This window comes from Oscillibacter sp. 1-3, assembly GCF_000403435.2.
GTDB lineage: Bacteria > Bacillota > Clostridia > Oscillospirales > Oscillospiraceae > Oscillibacter.
The window spans coordinates 1-21,707 of sequence record NZ_KE159711.1; the positions used below are offsets into that span (position 1 = coordinate 1).

22 protein-coding genes are annotated in these 21,707 nt (G+C 52.8%); 11 read left to right on the forward strand and 11 right to left on the reverse strand.

Features of this window, described 5'->3' with window-relative positions; all coding sequences use genetic code 11:
• The 9 genes from C816_RS22090 to C816_RS18355 form a co-directional block, all read left to right on the forward strand.
• Window positions 1–3,636: S-layer homology domain-containing protein (locus C816_RS22090; protein ID WP_016323902.1), on the forward strand; the 3,636-nt coding region annotated here is incomplete at its 5' end.
• 150 nt (window positions 3,637–3,786) lie between these two features.
• Complete coding sequence (locus C816_RS18325) at window positions 3,787–4,512, forward strand: winged helix-turn-helix transcriptional regulator (protein WP_016320913.1); 726 nt, start codon at window positions 3,787–3,789, stop codon at window positions 4,510–4,512.
• Window positions 4,513–4,590: 78 nt separating this feature from the next.
• Window positions 4,591–4,866, forward strand: coding sequence for a hypothetical protein (locus C816_RS18330; protein WP_016320912.1), 276 nt, complete (start codon window positions 4,591–4,593; stop codon window positions 4,864–4,866).
• On the forward strand, window positions 4,863–5,279 hold the full coding sequence (locus C816_RS18335) for an RNA polymerase sigma factor (protein WP_016320911.1): 417 nt from the start codon (window positions 4,863–4,865) through the stop codon (window positions 5,277–5,279). Before C816_RS18330 ends, C816_RS18335 begins: the two co-directional genes overlap by 4 nt.
• Window positions 5,272–5,523, forward strand: coding sequence for a helix-turn-helix domain-containing protein (locus C816_RS18340; protein WP_016320910.1), 252 nt, complete (start codon window positions 5,272–5,274; stop codon window positions 5,521–5,523). The genes C816_RS18335 and C816_RS18340 overlap by 8 nt, the downstream gene beginning before the upstream one ends.
• A gap of 43 nt (window positions 5,524–5,566) precedes the next feature.
• A complete protein-coding gene (locus C816_RS18345) occupies window positions 5,567–5,824 on the forward strand; it encodes a DUF6514 family protein (protein WP_016320909.1) in 258 nt (85 codons plus the stop codon).
• 12 nt (window positions 5,825–5,836) lie between these two features.
• Complete coding sequence (locus tag C816_RS18350) at window positions 5,837–6,163, forward strand: sporulation initiation factor Spo0A C-terminal domain-containing protein (protein WP_016323903.1); 327 nt, start codon at window positions 5,837–5,839, stop codon at window positions 6,161–6,163.
• Between the two features lie 448 nt (window positions 6,164–6,611).
• Window positions 6,612–6,782 carry a hypothetical protein gene (locus tag C816_RS23975; protein ID WP_016323904.1) on the forward strand — a complete coding sequence of 57 codons (171 nt, stop codon included), beginning with the start codon at window positions 6,612–6,614 and terminating at the stop codon, window positions 6,780–6,782.
• A gap of 118 nt (window positions 6,783–6,900) precedes the next feature.
• Window positions 6,901–8,592, forward strand: a complete 1,692-nt coding sequence (locus C816_RS18355; RefSeq protein WP_016323905.1) for a recombinase family protein — start codon at window positions 6,901–6,903, stop codon at window positions 8,590–8,592.
• A gap of 164 nt (window positions 8,593–8,756) precedes the next feature.
• On the opposite strand, the gene C816_RS18360 is transcribed toward C816_RS18355, so the two are convergent.
• From C816_RS18360 to C816_RS18410, 11 genes are all read right to left on the reverse strand, one after another.
• Window positions 8,757–9,602, reverse strand: a complete 846-nt coding sequence (locus tag C816_RS18360; RefSeq protein ID WP_016323906.1) for a hypothetical protein — start codon at window positions 9,600–9,602, stop codon at window positions 8,757–8,759.
• Between the two features lie 55 nt (window positions 9,603–9,657).
• On the reverse strand, window positions 9,658–12,225 hold the full coding sequence (locus C816_RS18365; protein ID WP_016323907.1) for an ABC transporter permease: 2,568 nt from the start codon (window positions 12,223–12,225) through the stop codon (window positions 9,658–9,660).
• A gap of 13 nt (window positions 12,226–12,238) precedes the next feature.
• Entirely contained in the window at window positions 12,239–12,904 is a 666-nt protein-coding gene (locus C816_RS18370) for an ABC transporter ATP-binding protein (RefSeq protein WP_016323908.1), read from the reverse strand.
• Window positions 12,905–12,981: 77 nt separating this feature from the next.
• Window positions 12,982–13,686 (reverse strand): hypothetical protein, encoded by a 705-nt coding sequence (locus C816_RS18375; protein ID WP_016323909.1) that lies wholly within the window; start codon window positions 13,684–13,686, stop codon window positions 12,982–12,984.
• Window positions 13,687–13,761: 75 nt separating this feature from the next.
• On the reverse strand, window positions 13,762–14,271 hold the full coding sequence (locus C816_RS18380) for a GNAT family N-acetyltransferase (protein ID WP_016323910.1): 510 nt from the start codon (window positions 14,269–14,271) through the stop codon (window positions 13,762–13,764).
• Between the two features lie 35 nt (window positions 14,272–14,306).
• Window positions 14,307–15,341 carry a sensor histidine kinase gene (locus C816_RS18385; protein ID WP_040656189.1) on the reverse strand — a complete coding sequence of 345 codons (1,035 nt, stop codon included), beginning with the start codon at window positions 15,339–15,341 and terminating at the stop codon, window positions 14,307–14,309.
• A complete protein-coding gene (locus tag C816_RS18390) occupies window positions 15,338–16,021 on the reverse strand; it encodes a response regulator transcription factor (RefSeq protein WP_016323912.1) in 684 nt (227 codons plus the stop codon). The genes C816_RS18385 and C816_RS18390 overlap by 4 nt, the downstream gene beginning before the upstream one ends.
• Window positions 16,022–16,473: 452 nt before the next feature.
• Window positions 16,474–16,863 carry a YxeA family protein gene (locus tag C816_RS18395; protein WP_016323913.1) on the reverse strand — a complete coding sequence of 130 codons (390 nt, stop codon included), beginning with the start codon at window positions 16,861–16,863 and terminating at the stop codon, window positions 16,474–16,476.
• Between the two features lie 15 nt (window positions 16,864–16,878).
• The gene (locus C816_RS18400) at window positions 16,879–17,658 is read right to left on the reverse strand and encodes an ABC transporter permease (RefSeq protein ID WP_016323914.1); all 780 of its coding nucleotides are present in this window, start codon (window positions 17,656–17,658) and stop codon (window positions 16,879–16,881) included.
• A gap of 1 nt (window position 17,659) precedes the next feature.
• The gene (locus C816_RS18405) at window positions 17,660–18,448 is read right to left on the reverse strand and encodes an ABC transporter permease (protein WP_016323915.1); all 789 of its coding nucleotides are present in this window, start codon (window positions 18,446–18,448) and stop codon (window positions 17,660–17,662) included.
• Window positions 18,441–19,364: an ABC transporter ATP-binding protein gene (locus C816_RS18410; protein ID WP_016323916.1), complete on the reverse strand. Its 924-nt coding sequence runs from the start codon at window positions 19,362–19,364 to the stop codon at window positions 18,441–18,443. The genes C816_RS18405 and C816_RS18410 overlap by 8 nt, the downstream gene beginning before the upstream one ends.
• Before the next feature lie 146 nt (window positions 19,365–19,510).
• Between C816_RS18410 and C816_RS18415 the strand changes: the two genes are divergently transcribed.
• Window positions 19,511–20,206 carry a response regulator transcription factor gene (locus C816_RS18415; protein WP_016323917.1) on the forward strand — a complete coding sequence of 232 codons (696 nt, stop codon included), beginning with the start codon at window positions 19,511–19,513 and terminating at the stop codon, window positions 20,204–20,206.
• On the forward strand, window positions 20,203–21,573 hold the full coding sequence (locus C816_RS18420; RefSeq protein WP_016323918.1) for a sensor histidine kinase: 1,371 nt from the start codon (window positions 20,203–20,205) through the stop codon (window positions 21,571–21,573). The genes C816_RS18415 and C816_RS18420 overlap by 4 nt, the downstream gene beginning before the upstream one ends.
• Window positions 21,574–21,707: the final 134 nt, after the last annotated feature.

Consider the following 21,707-nt stretch of genomic DNA (forward strand, 5'->3'; position numbering starts at 1 on the left):
AATATGGCGGACGGCGCGGGGACGGTGGATGTCAGCATCTCCGCCGTAGCGAAGATTGAAAATGGCAGCACCACCACCTATGTGGGCAATTTGGACGATGCGTTCAAAACGGAAAACGATGGCGCGACCATTACGCTGCTGAAGGATGTGACGCGAACACCAGTACTCGACATCCAAATCACCTGCAACCTGGACCTGGGTGGGCATACCATCACCTGCACTGGTAGAACAGCTATCAGCATTTGGCGTAACGCAAATCTGACCATTCAGGGTGCGGGCGAGGTTGTTTCTGCAAGCAACACCGCTCTTGATGTGGGGGGAAATGTCACGCTGAAAGGTGGAACCTTTACCGGTGGGGGATCGCAATCTGCTGGTGTAAATGTCAATGATGAGAGCGGATCTCTATCCGTCACCGAAAATGTGACCATACAGAACACAGGCGGCGGTTATGGATTGGCCGTCAGCAATGCACAGTCTGTTCAACTCTCAGGTGGAAAATACTCCGGGACGGCGGGGGCAATTGTCATAACGAGCCAATCCTCATCTCTCACCCTCGGCGGTCTGCTGGCCCACAGCGGCGACACCCGGTACGCCTATTTTGACGAAAGCGGCATCAAACCCATTACGGGCAAGCTGGACGACAAAGAACTGACCGGCACAGTGACGGTGAAGAAGTGCAACCATACCGGCGAGGGCGTCTGCGAGTACACGCCGAATGAAGGTGCGGAAACCCACGCCATGACCTGTCTGGCCTGCGGGTATGCGGGAGCTGCGGAGGACTGTCAGTACACCTATACGCCCGACAGCGGCGGGGAGCATCACATCACTGCTTGTCAGTTCTGCGGCAGGACCAAAACAGAGGCGCATACCTACGGCTCGTGGACGCCGGAACATAATGAGAACGCTGTTACCATCCGGCGCAGCTGTGAAAACTGCGGCTATACGAAAACGGATGGCACGTTCACAGTACCGGCCCACGTCCAAACCATGCAATATGGAAAGCCCATCACACTTACCTGTTCCTCCACCCTGCCGGGGGCAACTTTTAGCTGGTCCCTTAATGGAAGCACTGCCGAGGGGACGGGAGCCAGCTTTACCCTGCCGGAGACGCTGGCAGTAGGTGAGTACATGTGGAATGCTCGCGTAACGTGGACTGGCTCGGATGGCGAGACCATGTCTGAAAGTGGCTATTTAAGTGTCCTTCCCGCCCCGCTGACCGCCACCGGAGCAACGGCGGAGGGCAGGGCCTATGACGGCACCAATTCGGTGGAGATCACCGGCGTGACGCTGGCCGGGATTTTGAACGGCGATGATGTATCCGTTGATACCACCGGCCTGACCGGAACCCTGAACGGCTCCAACGCGGGAACCTATACCAACCTCACCCTGCCCGCAATGACCCTCACCGGCGCGGACGCGGAGAATTACACTGTGACCCGGCCCGCAGGAGCGGTCCCGGCCAGCGTGACCATCCGCAAAGCTGCGCCCCTCACCCCCAAGACCGGCGATCTGGCGGTTGCCAATAAGCAGGAGCATACTTACACCTACGGCCTGGGCGCTCTGCGGCCCGATGTGCCGGAGGGCATAAGCCTGGGCAGCACCGCCGTCACCTACGAGCTGGGTACGGTCAGCCTGGGCAGCTACTACGACAGCGGCGCAATGATTGACGGCCAGACCCTCACCCTGCCCATTAAGGCGGTGGAGAGCGACAGCGAAACTAAAATCGGAACCATCACTGTCACCATCCATACCCAAAACTTCGAGGATATGACCGCCACCCTCGACGTGCGGAGCGTCAACAAGATCATCCCCACCGGCGGACCCAACCTGAGCGGGAATACCCTCACCTATGGGCAAGCCCTCGGCTCCATTACCCTGTCCGGCAACATGAAGGACGGTGAAACGCCTGTTCCCGGTAAATTTGAGTGGAGCAACCCGGATAACCGGCCTGCTGTGCAGGAAAACTATGCGGCGGCATGGATCTTCAAGCCAGATGATAACAAAACCTACGCCATTGTCACCGGAACCGCCTTGATCCAGGTCCTCCCGGCTCCCATTATGGGTGTTGTGATCGTGCTGGACCATACGGCGTTCAAGTACGACGGCCAGCCCCACCGCCCCGGCATCACCAGTGTGACGCTGAATGGGACCCCGCTGACGGCGGACGTGGACTACACCGCCGCGATCCCGGAGGGAACGGAAGCGGGTACATATACCGTCACCCTCACCGGCAAAGGCAATTACACAGGAACGGCCACAGCGGTATTTATCATCAATCCTGTGGAGCAGAAACCGCTGGATCAGAAGGACGACGACGGCCACGAGCTGCGGCTGGAGGTGGAAACCGGGCTGTCCACCGTCCCGGAGGCGCTGAAAACAAATGAGCAGTTCAATACGCCGGGGAAGATCGAAACCGCCCTGCGGACCAGAGTGGCCGAGGTGATGTCCAATGTGGGAGAGCAGATCGCGGTGTTCGATGTGACCCTCCAGTACAAGGACGAAAGCGGCGTGTGGCGCAACGTCGATCCCAACCATTTCCCGGCGGAGGGCGTGACGGCGGTCCTGCCCTACCCGGCGGGGACCGGGGCCACCGGCTACACCTTCACCGTCCAGCACCTCATTTCCAGCGGCGCGCAGGCCGGGACAATGGAGACTCTGGCCTATACACCGACAGCGGACGGCCTGCAATGTAAGTTCAGCAGCTTGTCCCCGGTAGCCATCGGCTATCAGGCAGCCACAAAGCCCAATCCCCAGCCGAATCCAGGCGGCAACTCCGGCGGCGGGGGCTGGAGTTCCAGCACCTACGCCGTCACCGTAGAGAAATCGGAACATGGCAAAGTGACCTCCAACCGCACCAATGCCAGCAATGGCAGTACTGTCACCCTGACTGTCACCCCGGACAGCGGCTATGTGCTGGACACCCTGACCGTCACCGACAGCCGGGGGAATGAAATCAAGCTGACGGCCCAGGGCGGCGGCAAATACACCTTCACTATGCCCAGCAGGGCCGTAACGGTAAAGGCATCCTTTGTTCCTCTGCCGGACGATACGCAAAAGCCCTGCGATGGCGGCGCGGACTGCCCCTCCCACGGCTTTACAGACCTTGGCACCGTGGGGACTTGGTATCACGAGGCGGTGGACTATGTGCTGCGGAATGGGCTGATGAACGGCTACAGTAACGGGACCTTCGGCCCCAACAACAACCTGACCCGCGCCCAATTTGCTCAAATCCTCTTTAACAAGGAGGGCAGGCCGGTTGTCAATTACCTGCTGCAATACAGCGATGTGGCGGAGGGCGCGTGGTACACCGAGGCCATCCGCTGGGCCACCAGCCGGGGGATTATTGGCGGCTACGGAAACGGGAATTTTGGCCCCAATGACAACATCACCCGTGAGCAGCTGGCCGTCATGCTCTGGCGGTACGCCGGAAGCCCCGCCGCTACCGATAAGGAACTGCACTTTACCGATGCGGACAAGGCCAGCGGCTACGCGCTGGAGGCCCTGCGGTGGGCTGTGGAGAACGGCATTTTGAACGGCTACGGCGATGGGCTGCTCGGCCCCCAGGGGCAGGCGACACGGGCGCAGGTGGCGCAGATGCTGAAAAACTTTATTGAGAATCGGGAGCCCGATGCTTAAAAAACTTGTATTTTCTTGAAAGACGCATAGTACCACGAAAGCGGGACGGTGTTTTTCCGTCCCGCTTTCAATATAAGCATTTCCGCAAAAATTGTAGAAATATGTCTCAATTTGAGACGCATTTTGGAAAGAAAGGGGGGACTATCCGACATGATATACAGCGTATTGACCGTGGGATTGTCTGATAAATTGGTTGCGGCCCTGCAAAACTTAATCATCCAGTATGATTTGAACTTCACTACATCCTTGACCACGCGGGAGGCAAACCGCTTATTGGAGCGTCGAGTATTCCATCTGCTGATTATTGGTCTGGACTATCTGCGGACAATCCAGCAAGCCGACTGGCTGACAGATATTCGGCACATCAGCTTTGTGCCGCTTATCGTCCTGTCCGACACCCCGGAGCAAGATATAAATAACATGGTGCAGCTTGGCGCTGATATGTGCATTTCAGGAAAGCCGCCTTTTGCCGCGATTGCCAATCACGCCTGTGCCCAGCTCCGGCGATATACGGAATATAATCATTACAATGACCCGGCACGTACAGAGACTTCTTCTTTTCAAATGGGTGATATATTTATAGACCCGGCCCGGCGCATTGTGAAAGTATGCAGAAGGTTGGTAAATCTCCGCCCACGGGAATTTTCGCTGCTCCTGTACTTCATGCGAAACCCCAACATTGTATTGAACTCTGAGCAAATATGTGAACACGCCTGGGGGATGGAGGGAAGCTATAATCAAGGTGTTTCCCATCCGGTCCGTTTACTCCGGCAGGCTATCGAACCGGACCCGATCAACCCGGTCTATATCAAAACAGTCTATCGGGTTGGCTATTGCTTTACCGCGTATTGTGTCGAAACTTGCGATATGTGTTAGAGCGGTGTTAGCGCATTGTTAGAGTAGTGTTAGAAACGAGTGGTACATTGTCCTTACACAGAAGAAAGGACGACCACCATGAAACGCTTTTCATTTTTCCACGTCAAGTACATATCGCTGGCAGAACAGGCCGCCGCCCCGGAACAAGGGGCGGCGGCTTCTTTCTATTCGACAGAAAACGAGCGTTTTTGCAGAGGGGACGGTCAACGCGCTGCCGCTAAAACTGTCGAGGAGTATCTTCTTTCGCCGAATAAAAAAATTCTTTCCAAAAGTTTGGCAAAACACCCCCTGGCACTTGTAATAAGGATAGAGGGGGAAAACAAGCCCCTCCCGGAAAAGGGGGTGACAGCATGAGCATGGAGCAGAACAAGCGGCACGCTTTTGACGCCTACTGCAAGCGGCTGGTGAAAAACGAGGCGGTCAACATCCATCTGGAGTATGCCCGCCAGGGGAAACGGGAAGCAGTCTTTTCCGAACTGACCCAGCGGGAGCTGCAAAGTCTCTGCTGCACAGACCGCTACGCCCCGGAACGCCGGGTGTTCACCGTTCTGGATATGGACTTTGAGATTGAGGACGCCGACCTTGTCCGGGCGCTGGCCGCTCTGACCCTGAAGCGGCGGAGTATCGTCCTGCTGGCCTATCTGCTGGAAATGAAGGACGACGAGATCGCCCAAAGGCTCCAGATGAACCGCTCCACCGTACAGTACCAACGCACCAACACCCTGGAAGAACTAAGAAAACTGATGGAGGGATATGAGTATGAATAATTATCGCCGCAACAGCAAGCCCCACAGCCGCCTGCTGCCCTACGCCACCATCCGGGCGGCATCCGAGGGCGACCCCGACGCTGTGAACGCCGTCCTGCGGCACTATGAGGGCTACATCACCCGTTTGGCCATGCGCCAGCTCCATGACGAGTATGGCAATACCTATCTCTGCGTGGACGAGGCTATGCGCCGCAGGCTGGAAATCAAGCTGATTACCGGCATCCTGGCGTTCCGGGCCGCATGAGCGGCCACAGCCCCTACAACATAATCACCAAGGAGGCGGCAGTATGAGAGATATTCCCTATACATCCAAGCTGGACCACGCGGAGGACGGACGGCCCCTGGCCCTGGACTACTTCATTTTGGTAAGAGACGGCGAACCGGAACAGTATGGGATCAAGGTCATTGAGAAAAACAGCGGGGCACAGTCCCTGGCCTTTGATCTGACCACGGAGCCGGAGCGTATCTACACTTTAGCGGACAAGCTCTCCCGGAACAGCGTTACCCCCGCCACTCTGCTGGACATTGTGGACGATTGGCTTTAGTCGGAGGTAGAAATGAACACAGAACAGCTTTTGAGAAGTCTCAGCGCTACCGGGAACCTGAAAGGGTTTCGGTATGCCGTCCATATGATCGAATTGGCAGAACAGGACCCGACCGCAGTTACAAAGGTCACAAAATACCTTTACCCGGAAACAGCCAGACATTTCAATGTTTCCCCCAGTGTTGTGGAGCGCAATCTGCGTACTGTTATCCATATCTGCTGGAGCCGTGGGAACCGGGAGTTTTTTGACGAGGTGGCAGGTACTCGCCTGACATACCAGCCCACCAACGGGATGTTTCTGGATATGGCTGCTGCGTTTCTGCGGCGGCGGGAGGCATAGCTTCCCAAAAAACCTATCCCGGCTGGGGTGAAAAGCCCCAGCCGGGGCCAGAGAAATGCGGCTCAAATTGAGACACATTTCGACACGCCGCCAAGCGGCACGGGCGCACCGTCCCCGGCGCGTCCGTGCGGACTGGCGACAGTCCGGCCCATGCACCTTGAAAACGGAATGACCGACCAAAGAGGATATGTACCCTTTTGAGTATGCCGTCTGCGTGCCTGGGGGATGATACGCCGCTGACGAACCAGGGGCAGGAACGACTTTGGACAGAACGGCAATTTATGAAACAGGGGGTGAAACAGAACGGGAGCATCATTTTCCCTATTCCAAGCGAAACAGCCGGGCCGGTATATTGCCGCATGACGCAATATCTCCGGTCCGGCTGACATACCAGGGCCGCGTCCGACAGCCGGGGGCAGCCCTGCATTTTCTACAAGGAGGCCGTGCAATGGAGAGGGATAATTTTTCCAAGAGAGCAGATCGATCCGCAGAACAGCCGAAAGTGGTTTATATTGGCGGCTGTAAGGTCACTGTCAGATACAGCGGGCAGAAAAACCCGTCTGCGGTCAAACGTATCAAGGACACGCTGATTGCTGGCGCGACTGCCGGGAAAAGCTGATTTTTTGCATTTTTTGTTGAAATATGAGATAATAATGGTGTAGTAGACGGCACCTTGAAAACAGAATATTTCTGGCCGCCATATATACACCGTTCACTCGGAAAGTGAGGAGTATATTATGGCAGAGCAAATGATACAGAATATCAGCGGCGTCATTGGTGGAGAAGCCCGAGACAATGTAAGGCGGGTTGTCTGCCTGTACCGGGTGTCCTCTGTGGGACAGGTAGAGAAGGACGATATTCCCATGCAGAAGCAATACTGCCGGGAATTTGGCAAAAAACAAACTGGCTGGGAAATCGTCAAGGAATTTGCCGAGAAGGGCGTATCCGGTTTTAAGAAGTCCGCAAAGGACAGGGACGCTATTCAGGAAATCCAGAAGCTGGCCCTGCAAGGCAGGTTTGACATCCTGCTGGTGTTCATGTTTGACCGGCTGGGCCGCAGGGACGATGAAACGCCTTTTGTGGTAGAGTGGTTCGTCAAGCAGAACATCGAAGTATGGAGCGCCATGGAGGGCCAACAAAGATTTGACAATCACGTTGATAAACTGCTAAACTACATCCGCTACTGGCAGGCGTCCGGGGAGAGTATCAAAACCTCCATGCGTGTCAAAACACGGATTGAACAGTTGACCCAGGAGGGCCACTTTACCGGCGGACGCGCGCCTTTTGGCTACCGGGCCGAAAAGACAGGCCGCATGAACAAGAAAAATCAGGACGTGCGAGACCTCGTGATAGACCCGGAGGACGCGGAGATCGTCAAGCTGATTTTTCAGAAATATGTCTATGAGGGTTACGGGGCGCTCCGTCTTTGCCGCTATTTCAGGGAGCAGGGCATACGAAGGAAGGACGGCGGCGAAGTGACCGTGGGCATGATTAACAGGGCCGTGAAAAACTCCATCTACATCGGTGTGATCCACAGAGGCGACAGTAAATCGGAAGTGCTGCCAGACCTGAAAATCATTGACGAGGAATTGTTTTTCAGGGCGTTGGAAATCGCCGGTGAGCGGAAGGTGCAAAAAAGAGAAGTCCCCCTCACTACAAGGGGCCGGTCCCTTTTGGTGGGAAATGTCTATTGCGGCTGCTGTGGGGCACGTCTCATGCTGGCAACCTCCGGCCACAAGTATCAGAAGAAGGACGGCACTGTAAGCACAAGCACCTGTTCCAGCTATAAGTGCTACAACAGGACATTCGCCCCTGGGAAATGTGACGGGCAGACTTCTTTCAGTGTTGAAAAGCTGGACAACCTTGTGGAGCAGATCATCCGCATCCAGCTGTCGCAAATCCAAAAGGCCCCGCCCCAAACGCTGCTTGCGAAGCAGAGAAGCCGGGAAGTTGACCTTGCCAAAATGAAAGCGAAGCGCCTGCATGACGAGTACGAACAGAAGCAGAGGGCTTATCAGGATTTACGAGCCGAGACACTGAAAGTTATCCAGGGCAACAGCCGTTTCAGCGCCGACCTGCTGAACAGCCTGATGGACGAAACCGCCGCCCAACTGAAGGAGCTGGAAAGCCAGATACAGGCGGCAGAACTGGAAGTACGGGAAACCGTGTCCTGCGCCGAGCAGGTACAGAAGGAATACACTCAGCTGATGAATTGGGCCGAGCTGTATGACAACTGTTCCCTTGAAGCAAAGAAAATGATTGTGGCTCAGTTTGTGAAAGCCGTCCGCGTCAAGCGGGGCTATGAGCTGGATATTGAGTTCAATGTATCCTTCGAGGAATTTCAGGCTCTTTATCTGGAGCCGGAGGAAAAGGGCCGTAAACGCAAAAGGGCCGGGGAAATCCTGGCCCTTGCGGAGTGCGCTGGATAGGTTCCCCGGCTGATTAGTGTACTTTTAAGAAGTTCACCCGTTCCATTTTTGGTTGGTGTGAATACCCGCGAACGTACTAACTAAAAAAATATTTGTTGCTATAACCGTACTGTTCGGCATGCTAAGCCACAAATATCAAAGAAATGCCACCGTTCTAATTCATCTTACTGATTCCGCAGAGGACGCACTTCCTTCAAACTCTCTTGAGCTTCACATTCTAAAATATAGGGAGTAATTTCTTCGTAAGCCTTTTCTGGCGAACCTGCTTCCGAAGGAATATATGTCCACTGCGTCAGAAAGCTGTGAGCATAGTTGCAGTGAATATTTCCGGTATAAATCTGTACCAGAGGATCGGTGATCCAGCTTCCGTCAGCAGATGCACAGTCACTCCGATAAGTAAAGTACCGCTGTCCGTCCTTTACAAATATTATGTTCACAGTCAGTTGATCTTCTGTGATGTCCAGCCGTTCTTCTTTACCGGCCATTTCATTGTAATTATTCTCGGCTTCCACTTTTTCAAAATAAAAGTATTTCCTCCAGGCGGCCAATATCTCCTGTTCCATATCACGGTACTGGTTCGGCACTAACAGATTCAGTGTCAAATCATCCAGTACAAGCTGTTTTTCCAATTCCAAACCATCTTCTGTTTCAATAGGATTCCACTTGAAATATTCCCGGCTCACCTGTATAGACATTCCAGCGGGAGCGATTTCGATTGGGACTTCTGGCGTATTCATAGTATATAGGGGCGTACCCTCATCATCCATCGTCTGATAATTGTATGCGTCCATGACAAACGCACCTGTTTTTTCCTCCAGCAAAGACAATAGTTTCTGGCTGCGCTGTGCGATTTCCAAATATTTTGCATCGCTTTCATCTTCTCCGCTGTTATAAACCACTGTGCGGTAAAGGGGTTCTTCCCACTTAGGCTCTGCCGGTTCCTTCCCAGCACAACTCGCAAGTATCAGCAGCATAGCCAATAACGCCGCCCATCTCAATATTTTCTTCATTTTACATCGCTCCTTGTTTGTTGAATGGTTCAATTTCCAGGGAAACCTGTTTTCATCACTGCCGCAACCGCTCTATGATGCTGACTTTAGCAATTTGCCGGTACAAAAGCGCCGGTATCGCCACGGTCAGGAGGATAAGAAACGGATAAATCACCAACATGGGCCACATGACAAATTGATAGGTGAAGAACCAAATCCCGCTGGAAATCCCCCGCACGACTACCACAGAAAACAGAACGCCAAGGACAGCCGATGTGATAATCGTTCCCAGGGCGTAATACAGCCCCTCAAAAGAGAGCATACGCTTTAACTGCTCTCCTGTCATGCCAATGCTTTGCAGCATGGCAAATTCTTTTTTGCGGGTGATAACGCTTGTCAGGACGGAGTTGACAAAGTTTGCGATGCCGATAATTCCGATGATGATACTCAACGCCCCTCCGATGGTGATGATAAGGGAAGTGAGGTCGTCAAAGGAGCTGGTATAGGTTGCCTTGGATTCAAAATCCATGCTTGGCTCCACACTGTCGATATAGCTGTTCAAAAACTCTGTCATTTCTGCTTCCGTTCCCTCCTTCACATCAAAGGGGAAACTGACCAGATGGGGGTTATCACACAGCGGCAGGAAGATTTCTGTCGGGAGATAGAACCGAGACTCGCCTGTGTTGCGGGTGGTGGCCGTGTTCTCGTTGGCCCGAACCTTTGCCATGATGATAAAGTCATAGCTGTCTGTAATGGTGGTGGAAAGTTCCTCCGCTTTCAGATGGTTGATCCGCACTGTATCACCCACGCTGATATTGGGGTTCTCTATGACCGTTCCATCATCGTTGCAATCCACGCTCAAAAGAATATACTGTCCCGTTTTCAGCTTTTCCAGGTCAATACTTCCCTCTACGGCCTCCATGCCGTTTAACAGAAAATCGTCCGCGCCATACAGGGCTACAAGGGGATTTCCATTCTGGTCTTTGTTATAGCTGGAAAAGGCATTGTGTTCCGTGGAAAACGGTTCTTCCAGCATACGGGAGGTATAGAGCCTGCCACCGTCCTCAAAACTATCATTTTGTTTGACAGCTTCAATAAAGCTCTCCGAAAGGTCGCTTTCGCTTTTTTCAAATTGGAACTGGAAATAGCTTGCGGTAGAGATCACGAAGTCCGTATCTAAAAATTTAGCGATATACTTGTCAATATCAAAGCCGCTGGACAGGGTGAATATCGTGTTGAACAGCACCAAACTCAATGTCATGGACACAATCACCAGCACAGTACGTTTGCGGTTGCGGCCCAGGTTTGCCAGCGCCATAAAGTGGAGCTTCGCGCCGTGGGTCGAGTTTTTGTCCTTGGCCCTGCGCTTTCCAAACGCTGCCGTATCATTTTCCGTGTAGCGGATGGCCTCGATTGCCGAAACCGTACCGGCGATCTTCGCGGGCTTGCGGACGCTGACAAAGACAGTAAAAAGGGCAAAAGCGGCGGAACCAATGAAAATCAGAGGGTTTACCGTTACCTTAATACCGGCGTCTGCGGTATAACTCGTTCCGTTCATCAGGAAAGGCACCAAGGCCCGGCCAATGAAGAAGCCCACCAGCAGGCCGATGGGAATACCAACTAGGGACAGCCGGAGCGCCTGCCGGTTGATAAGCCGCTTGATCTGCCGCTTTGTTGTCCCCAGCGTTTTCAGTTGTCCATAGGATTGTATATCCTGAATGACAGAAATCTGGAAAATGTTGTAGATAATCAAGTACCCTGTTACGATAATCAGCGCAACGCCAATGATGCCGGAAATCAGCATAGCGGGATTGTCCGTTAATGCGCCGCTCTGATAGGCCGGACTGACACGGGCGATCACATAATTGCTGTCCTCCTTGCTGCCGCCCATCGTATCGCAGGTATAGCCGGTTTCGGAAAGCAGTTGATGGAGCTGGGCCTCTATATCGCCTGTCCCTCTGAACATCACATAGGCGGTGACAATGCCAGAATAATCATTGTCCATTGGATAGGTATAGGTCAAAATATCCGAATGAGTATCCACAAAGGCTTTCGATACGATCAGCCGCCCGATGTTGCTCAAACTGTCTGTTTCCCAGAAGCCGCAGAGGGTAAAATCGGTGGTATATGACTTCCCCTTTACTTCATAGGTCAGAGAAACGGTTTCCCCGATCTGCGCCGGTACACCTAGGGCGTCCAGCGTCTTTGTGTCTGCGATGATCTCATTTTCCGCTTCGGGCCGGTGACCTGTTGTGGGGGTGTAGCGGGCAAATTCCAGAGCGGTAGCATCCATATACCACAGGTCAGACCGCCAACGCTCCAAGCCCGGATTTTTCAGCCGGTAGGATACCGCTTTGGTATAGGCGATACGGTCAATCAAAGGATTTCCCACTATATCATTGTAAACTTCATCGCTGATATAATTTAAGACCGCCTGCCCATCACCGCCAGCCTTGCGGATGTTCTGATCGTGAACGGTGTCCATCAGGCCAGACCCAAGGGTGAAGATCGTGGTAAAGAGTATGGTTGTCAGAACGATTGCGATAATAGCAATGATATTTCTGCTTTTGCTGGCCTTGAAGTAGCGGCTTGACAGCTTTTTGATTACCGCGCCGTTGTTGTTGCCGAATAAAATGTCATTCATCGTCAGTGCCCCCTTACTCAAAAATCCTGCCGTCCTCAATGCGGATAATACGGTCGGCAAGCTGGGCGATCTCGTTGTTATGGGTTATCATCACCAGCGTCTGATGGAATTTGCTGCTGGTCGCTTTCAAAAGCCCCAGCACATCGCCGCTCGTCCGGCTGTCCAGATTGCCGGTGGGTTCGTCTGCCAGAACGATGGCGGGCTTGGAAACGAGGGCGCGGGCGATAGCGACGCGCTGCTGCTGTCCGCCGGACAGGTTGCCCGGCATACTGTTCAGTTTGTCCCTCAGGGCCAGCAGGCGCACCACCTCATCCATGAATTTTTTGTCCACCGTATCGCCGTCCAGCTCCACGGGCAGGACAATGTTTTCATAGACATTCAGGACAGGGACAAGGTTGTAGTTCTGGAAGATAAAGCCGATGTTGCGCCTGCGGAAGATGGTAAGCTGCTCATCGTTCAGCTCGGACAGCTCCTTGCCCTTGATCTGAACGCTGCCGGAGGTGGGCACGTCCAGACCGCCCATCATGTTTAGCAGAGTGGACTTGCCGCTGCCGGAGGTCCCCACAATGGCGACAAATTCCCCCTGCTCAATGGAGAGGGTCACACCGTCCAGCGCCTTTGTGATGTTCGGCTCTGTGCCGTAGTATTTTTTGAGGTCAGTTGTCTGCAAAATGCTCATGGGTTGCACCATCCTTTCTGTGATACTGCTATCATAACAGCCAATTCTCACAGAAATGTCACAGGCCGCATTTTTTCTTAATCATATTCCGCACAGATATATTTGAAATCCGCCGTCCTGTTTATCGCTGATAATGCGTGTTCCTCAATGTGTTTTGACATAATTTCCACAGCATATTGGAAATTCTCGCATGGATGGCCCATAGCACAGCGCACCATTGTAATCAGTCTCTTGTTATCGCCTTCGATGTTTTCAGACGGATAGTTGCCGGCACAGTTGCAGGAATCCTCGTCACGGTATTTCTGCCTTACCGCTTCCATTTGATCCGCTGTGCCAATCACGGCGTGGTAATCCATGTTATCGGAATCACAATAATACTCAATGAAAAGCCTTGCCACAACATCTGTGCATTGTCGAATCTGTTCAATAATGGCATCTGCATTCTGGATAGCAAATCTCCGGATTTCCTGTCTGGCGTGTTCCTCATTTTCATAGCGGATGTACAAAAGCGTCTCATGGCCGCCCAATATGGCGGTGATGTTCTGGAGTGCTCCATCTTTACCATAGACGGCACGGAGTGTCCGGATGAGATCGTCCTCCGGCACATTGTACAGCGTCATCCCACGCCAGTCCTTCCCGACAGGAATGTCATAGGTGAGCATTTGATACTGCGCGTCATAATCAAAGGAAATCGCGTTGTCACAGTCAATGTCCTTGCTGAAACCGGCGAGGCTGTACGTGCCTGCTTTGCAGATGAGTGGAATGTCGTGCAATTCTGACATTTAGGTGTCCCCCTTTATTATAGTGGCCGTACTTGAAAGCAAGTAAGGTTTTTGAAGCAAAATGTCCACACAAATTTATAGTTTCAAACTATATCGCAAAAGATTATATTGGTGGCCATCTTTGCTGTCTGTTTTAGCTGCTGAAGAAATCAATGAAAAGCCGAATGACTTTGCTAATCGGTTGGAAGCTGTGTTTTCATCTCTCGCTGAATAGATAAACTCTTTTGCGCCAAATTGTTCTCTGCAATATTGAATCAGACCTTGAAGAATCTGCCTGCCAAATCCTTTCCCCACATAGTTCGGCCCCAAACATATTCCGGCCTCCTGATATATGAAAGGCTCGATTTTCTCTACACCCGCAAACCCAATCGCCTTACCGCTTGTTTTTTCATAAACCAAATAAGTGTCATGCTCCTTCTGAAATATGATGGTTTTCGTGATTCTTATTTTAGCGGCTTCTTCGCTTGTGGTAATCGTCCACTCCATATATCTCGCGCTTTCCGGCTGTGACCAAACATTGTGGTACATTCCCGCCCAATCCGAAAACTTTGCTTTATCTAAAATAAGGCTTTCTGTTTCAATCATGTTCAAACTCCCCCCAATCCTGATCGGATTACAAATTATGATCCGCGAGGAAGAAATACAGAAAATGTAGAGCCGCTGCCCACCGCCGAAGTTACTTTGATATATCCGCCCTGCATGGTGACGATCTCACGGGCAAGATATAACCCTATGCCGATGCCCTCAACATCATGTACTTCTTCCTCACGATAGAAGCGTTTGAAGATCTTCCCCTGTCTGCTCTCCGCGATACCCTTGCCGCTGTCCGCAATATCAATTTTCACATACAGCTCCCAGCTTTGAACGGACACCCGAATAGCGCCGCCCGCTGGCGTATACTTCACAGCATTATCCAAGATGTTAAACAGGGCTTCACTTGTCCATTTCTTATCATGGGCCAGCAGTATATCGGATGGACAATCTACGCTGACCTGAATTGTTTTCTTTTCAGCATTCAGCAGAATACCGCCCAGCGCCGCCGCCAAAGTGTCGTAAATCGGCTGCATCTTTCTGTCCAGCGAGATCACACCGGTTTCCAGGCGGGAGGTCTTTATCATGGCCTGCATAAGAAAGTCCAGTTTTTCGATCTGGCCGCTGGATGCCTGTAGAAATTCCTGCCGCTTTTCTTCTGTCACAGGCTGTTCAAGCAAAGTGGCGTTTACCATTTTGAGATTTGCAATGGGTGTTTTTACCTGATGGGAAATGTCGGAGATCAATTCCTGCAAATCGGCCCGCTCTTTTGCTACGCTCTCCCGGTTCTCCCGCATAGCTTCATATAGGCGGATAAGCCGGTGATTGATTTTATAAAACAGGTTTTCTTCCTCATAGACCTGCGGCAGGGCCGATGCCCCGTCCAGCATATTATCCATTGTTTCGCACAGCCTGTCCGAAAATAACACCAGCTTTCGGCGCAAAAAGGCCACGAAAAAAACTACACAGATAAACACCAGCAGGATAAACAACAGGCCCAGCCACACGATTGCCGGATTTCTGGTAAAGAGAAAAGCCGCTGTAATGGTCATAATGGAGAGCAAACCTAAAAAAGCTGCCCCAACTGCACAGGCACGATTGATGGAAAGTTTATCTCCATTCACTTTTTCATTCCCCCAATCCACATATAACCCATGCCGTAGACGGTCTTGATATATTGCAGGCCGTCTACTTCAATTTTCCCCCGGATGCGGCTGATCGCAACGGTCAGCGCGTGTTCATCCACAAAGTTTTCGTCTGCGTCCCACAGCTTTTCAAGAAGTACCTGCCGGGTCAGAACGATTTGCGGATTTCTCACCAGCACCTTTAGCAAGCGGTATTCCATCGGTGTGAAGATAACCGGCTCCCCTGCGAGGGTGGCGGTCAATTCCGAAAAATTGATGGATAATGTGCCGTCTGTGTAGCAATCGCCGCCTGTCTGCTTCTCAATGCGGCCCAGCAGGGCCGAAACCTTTTTTCGGAATACGCTGATCGGAAACGGCTTCGTCACATAATCGTCTGCTCCCAGTTCAAAGCCTTTCAGCATATCGCTCTCCATATCGTTTGCGGTCAGGAAAATCACGGCGGTATCAGGACGACGCTCTTTGATTTCCGTACAGAAATCAAAGCCGTTTCCATCAGGCAAATTGACATCCAGCACGATCAGATCATAGTCCTGCGCTTCACAGAAATTAGCTGCCGCTGATTTTGACATAGCAGCATCTACTGTGTAGCCCGCCGCCGAAAGATTGTAGCAAAGGGTATTGTTCAAAAGGCGGTCATCCTCAACGACTAAAAGCCTCATGGCTTCACTTCCTTTCCCTTATAGGATAACATGAAAATGTTACAGAAATGTCACAGAAACTTCACGGCAGTTTTCTTCTCCCTTTTCAGATTGGTGTTACGAATTGAGTCTATGGAATATGCCCTTATTTACTTGATACCGTTGAGTGAATCGGCCAAGGTCCTTTTTATTGCATAAATCGTTGCTCCATAGTAACACGCTAAAATAAGCACCACCAATAGGCTGGGAATCAATACGCCAAATTGGAATCCAATATACTCATATATTTTCGCAAGCCTGGGTAGGGGGTGCCGTCGCAAGTGTCAGGCTTTTTTTGACAAGTGCCTATCTATCTGTAATCGCATGGCGGCATTCTCCCATATGTCGAGAAAGCAAATGGAAAGGCGGCGGCTTTAATAAACCGCCGCAGAAAATAAGCCCTAAATGGATAGAACTTCTGTTATTCGCTGAAATTACCCTTCATCATCCGATGGAGCAGAATAATGATTCTGTACTGCTGCTGGAAGCTCGTCATACTGCACCTCGCTCCAATCCAGGACTCCCCGGACCGGCATGACGGTCAGACGGATAAAGGCCCCCTCCCGCAGTTCTCTGGATGTCCCAAAGGTGATCTCTTTCTCGCTCCCGTTTTCGTCATAGGACAGCAGCGTGTAGGAATAGGGCAGGTTGCCTTTGAAGTTAATGACACCTCCATTAGAATCCACCTGTTCCACCTTGGTGTTGTCGATCTGGGCGTAATACTCGGCGCTGCCGGAGCCGGAGAGGAACCATGCACAAAAGCCGGCCAGACCAATGAGCAGGACGGCAGCGACGCCTATTGTGATTTTCACTTTTTTCTTCATGTTGTTTGAAACCCCTTACCAACCTTTTTTAGTGATGACCCGTTTGGGCTTTTTTGCTGTCTTTGGAGCCGCGCCTTTTTTTGCTGTCGCTACAAAAGCGGCGGCAATCAGCAGAGCGGCCAGCAAACTGAACATACAAAGCAGTGGATTCCAATGGACAGCCGCATCATAGCTGCGGTATCCAATCAGCCCCATGCTTGCGGTCACGGGATACCAATTCGCCAAGGTCATGTTCCCCGCCGCGAACATCCCGCCGTAGCCGTAGACAAAGGCTACCACTGCTCCAATCAAGTGACCGTTTGGAATGCGGGCGGCGATGGCGATGATTGGCAGAACTGCGATATAAAGGAACAGGCAGTTGGCCGTAATCTGCAACCCGGCCTGCATGACTGCCGGAAAATCGCCGCCGGGGAAGCCCAAAAGGGAGGATGCCGTCACAGTGAACACGGTGCTGACGATCCCCAGGAACAGGGAGAGCAGTCCGCAGACGGCCAGCTTGCCAGCCAGCAGAGCGGAAAACGACAGGGGGACCGTCAGGATGTTTTTCAGTGTGTCGTCCGTTCCCTCCCGGCTGATGATATATCCGGTAATCAAAGCGATGCACATAGGGAAAATCGTTGTGATGTTGTTCTTCAGGACCTGCTCCACGAAAAAGGAGAAGGTCCATACACTTCCATCCTGGGCGGTGGCGGAGAAAACCGTAAGCAGGACGGACAGCAGCATCAGGAAAACCCCTGCCCAGACCATGTGATACCGTTTCAGTTTCCAAACTTCAGTTTTCAGCAGTACCAGCATCTCAATCTCCCCCTCTCATTTTATACAGCCGGTCAATCAGCAGAATGGACAGGACAGCCATTGCACTCAAAATCAAGACGGTCTGCATTGTTGAGGGAATCAGGTATTGCAGTTCCCCCAAGCTGCCCTTGACGCCATGCCGAACCATATCCCCCGCGCACCAGAGGTTTGTGAGGGGAATCGGCATCAGCCAGCACAGAAACTTCGGCAGGGCACCGAAGCTGCTTTCGGCGGTCAGGCTTAACACGCTGTAAAAGATGCACAGCAGAACGGAGAAGATATAGGTCTTGCTGAAAAAGACCACCAGCACTACCAACGGCAGGGTGCCCGCCGTGACGAAAACTCCCATCTCTACCGCCACCCACAGCTTGTAGCCCAGCCCGCCCACCTCGGCAATCAGGCCCCCGCAGACAATGGTGACGGCGGCTGTGGACAGACAGAAGATCAGTCCGAACAGAAACAGAACGATCATTTTGGCAAAAATCATCTGGGTGCTGGTCACCGGAATGGTCCGCAGGTTTTTGAAGGTGTCGTTGTCCCGCTCCATAAAGAACAGCATAGCGGCGATGACGCCGATGACGCAGGGCAGAAGCAGCTCCACCCCATAGCCCAGGACAAACTGGTAAAAGTCGTCAAAGAGCTCGGCTTTCGTGTCGTACCGCTCCATCATGCGGGGCGTCAGCATCATCAGTGCCAGCGGGGGCGGGAACAGGAACGCGGAGAGGATCACAAAAGGAAAGAACTTCTTCCGTTTCAGCTTCTGAAGCTCACAGGAAATCAGCTTAAGCAATCCCCTCACCCCCGGTCACCCGTTTGAAGTAATCCTCCAGGCTTTCCTCCACAGTTGCGGCCTCCGACACCTCCAGACCATACTGCACAAAGGCAGAAACAATCTTTGCCACGGGGACCTTGGAAGAATCCAGCCGCAGATGTTGGCCGTCCTGTACGGTAAACTGATTTTCGTGGAAAGCACTGTTCAAGACCTCCGCTGCCCGCCCCGTGTCGGAGACTGTGAAGCGGATATACCGGTCGCTCTTGGCTTCCAGGTCCGCAAGGCTCTCCTCCTCCAGCAGCACACCGTGGTCGATGATGCCGATGTCGTCCGCCAGCAGCGCCACCTCGGAGAGAATGTGGCTGGAGATCAGGATGGTCTTGCCCCGCTCATCGCACAGCGCCCGGATGAAGGAGCGCACCTCCGCGATGCCGATGGGGTCCAGGCCGTTGATGGGCTCGTCCAGGATCAGCAGCTCCGGGTCGTGCATCACCGCCAGGGCGATGGCCAGCCGCTGCTTCATACCCAGGGAGTATTGGAAAAAGAGCTTTTTATCCCGGTAGGGCAGTCCTACCAAATCCAGGGCGTTCTTAATAGCCCCCTGATTTTTCAGTCCCCGCAGGGCAGCGAAAATGCGCAGGTTCTCCGTTCCCGTCAGGTTGGGATAAAAGCCCGGGGATTCAATCAGGCTGCCGATGCGGGGCAGCAGCTTCCTCTCATTGCCCAGCAGGGACTTCCCCCAGATCGTCACCTTCCCGGACGTGGGCTGGGTCAGGCCCAGCAGCATCTTCATGGTGGTGGTTTTTCCGGCTCCGTTTCGGCCCAGCAGACCATAGATGCGGCCTCTTTGAACATGGATGTTCAGCTCCGCCACGCTCTTTTGCGTTCCGTACTGTTTGGTCAGTTGTTTTGTTTCGATGACTATTTCGCTCATAGCGGTTACCTCCTTTGTAGGGTCAATATACAACACCATCCTTGAGCGATCCTTGAGGGAACCTTGAGATAACCTTGAGATTACGCTGGCGGCATATACAATTTTTAGTTTCTGCGCTATAATGAGTGCGGACAGGAGGGGCTTATATGCTGGACAGAGAAATCCTCGTTGTAGATGATGAAAAAGATTTGCGGACAATGATCCGCTCCATTTTTGAGAGCGCCGGATATACACAGATTACAACAGCGGCCTCCGGGCAAGAGGCGCTGGCGGTGATGGCGAAAAAAATACCCGGCATCATCATTCTGGATGTGATGATGCCGGATATGGACGGGTTTGAACTGCTCCAGGAAATTCGGGCTGTCAGCAAAGTTCCCGTTCTTATGCTCACCGCGAAGGGGGAAGCCGAGGACCGCTTTGCCGGGTTCGAGCTGGGGGCGGACGATTATCTGGTCAAGCCTTTTCTCCCGAAGGAATTGCTGCTGCGGGTTCAGGCGATTTTGAAACGGGCCTATCCTGAAAAAGAGCGGGTTGTTACGCTGAACGCTGCCGCGGTGGATTTAGACCGGGCGGAGGTTATCCGAGATGGACAGCGGATGCCGCTGACCGCCAAGGAGTACAGCATTTTTGAAAAGCTGGCGGAGAACGCGGGCCGGATCGTCACCATCGGCGTTCTCTGTCAAACGCTGTGCGGAGAGATTTGGCAGGGGTATGAAACGACGTTAATGACCCATATCCGGCATCTGCGGGAGAAGATCGAGGAAAATCCGTCGAGGCCCGTATCGCTCCTGACGGTGAAGGGCCTGGGGTATAAGCTGGTGGTAAAGGAGCCGGAGAAATGAAACCTGTGGAACGCTTCTTTCGGAAATACTTTTTATCCATGGTGGGCATTATCGCACTGTTCCTGCTGCTCAATGTTGTCCTGCTTTTCTCTGTGTTGATCTGGGCCTGGCAGACCTCGGAGGTACCGGAAATCTCTATAAGCAAAATCTGTGACAGCATTACTCTGGATGGAACCGGACATTTGACGGCGGCTGGGGCGCTGGACGAAATTCTGGAAGAACATCACGCCTGGGCGATGATTTTGGACGATACCGGAACGGTCATTTTTCAGAGCAAACTGCCGGAGGAACTGCCCCGGCAGTACACGGCAGCGGATGTGGCAAAATTCAGCCGGTGGTATTTGGGGGATTATCCGGTCTATGTGCAGGAGCATCCCCAGGGGCTATTGGTAGTGGGCGGCGAAAAGGGCAGTCAGGCGAAGTATTACTTTTCCGTCAGTGAGAGCTATGCGAGAAAACTGCTTGTCGGGCTGGCTGCCGTCTTTCTGACCAATATCATTGTGGTGGTCCTGCTGATCTGGAAGAACACCCGGCACGTTGAAAAGGCAGTCACGCCTATTTTGCGGGGGATTGAAACGGTTTCCTCCGGCCAGCCGGTCAGTCTCCCGGAGAAGGGAGAATTGGCGGAGATCAACCGTCAGCTTAACAAGGCAGGGGCTTTTATTGCCAAAAAGGACAGCGCCCGCGCCGACTGGATCAGCGGTGTTTCCCATGACGTGCGGACGCCCCTCTCGGTGATTTTGGGTTTTGCCGGACAGTTGGAGGATGACCAAACACTTCCAATCTCTGCCCGTGAACAGGCGTCCTATATCCGTAGGCAGGGGGAGAAGCTGCGGAGCCTGATCTCCGATTTGAACCTCACGTCCAGGCTGGAGTACGCCATGCAGCCCCTGCGGCTGGAGAAGGTCTATCCGGTGGAGCTGGCCCGGCAGGTGGTCTGCGAGTTTCTGGACGGCGGTCTGGAGGAGCGGTACGAGATAGAGTTCAGCGCCGATCAGGAGAGCGAGCCGGTGACCATCCCGGGCGACGAGGCCCTGCTGAAGCGGGCACTGGGCAACCTGATCCAGAACAGCATCGTCCATAATCCCCAGGGCTGCCGGATTTCTGTTTCGGTCCTGTGTGGGGGTACCAGTATTATGGTCGAGGTTGCGGACGATGGCGCAGGGGTATCGTCCGAGAAACTGGAGGAACTGACTGCAGGCGGTCACCGGCTGGAAAGTACGGATGAAAAGCTGAACCTGCGGCATGGATTAGGTGTTTTATTGGTCTGGCAGATCATGGAAGCGCACAAGGGAACCGTGACCATGGAGAGCGAACCGCAGAAGGGGTTCAAAACAGCGCTGGCATTCCCGGTATCAAATTTTTGAGAGAAGGATTATATAAATAAGTCCCTTATCTATTTCAGCGTGGTAAAGCTAAAAACATGTGGATTTTTGGCAACTCTACCGCTGGTAGGTGTGCATTTTCTCCGGCCCAGGTATAATGAAACGCGAAAGGGAGG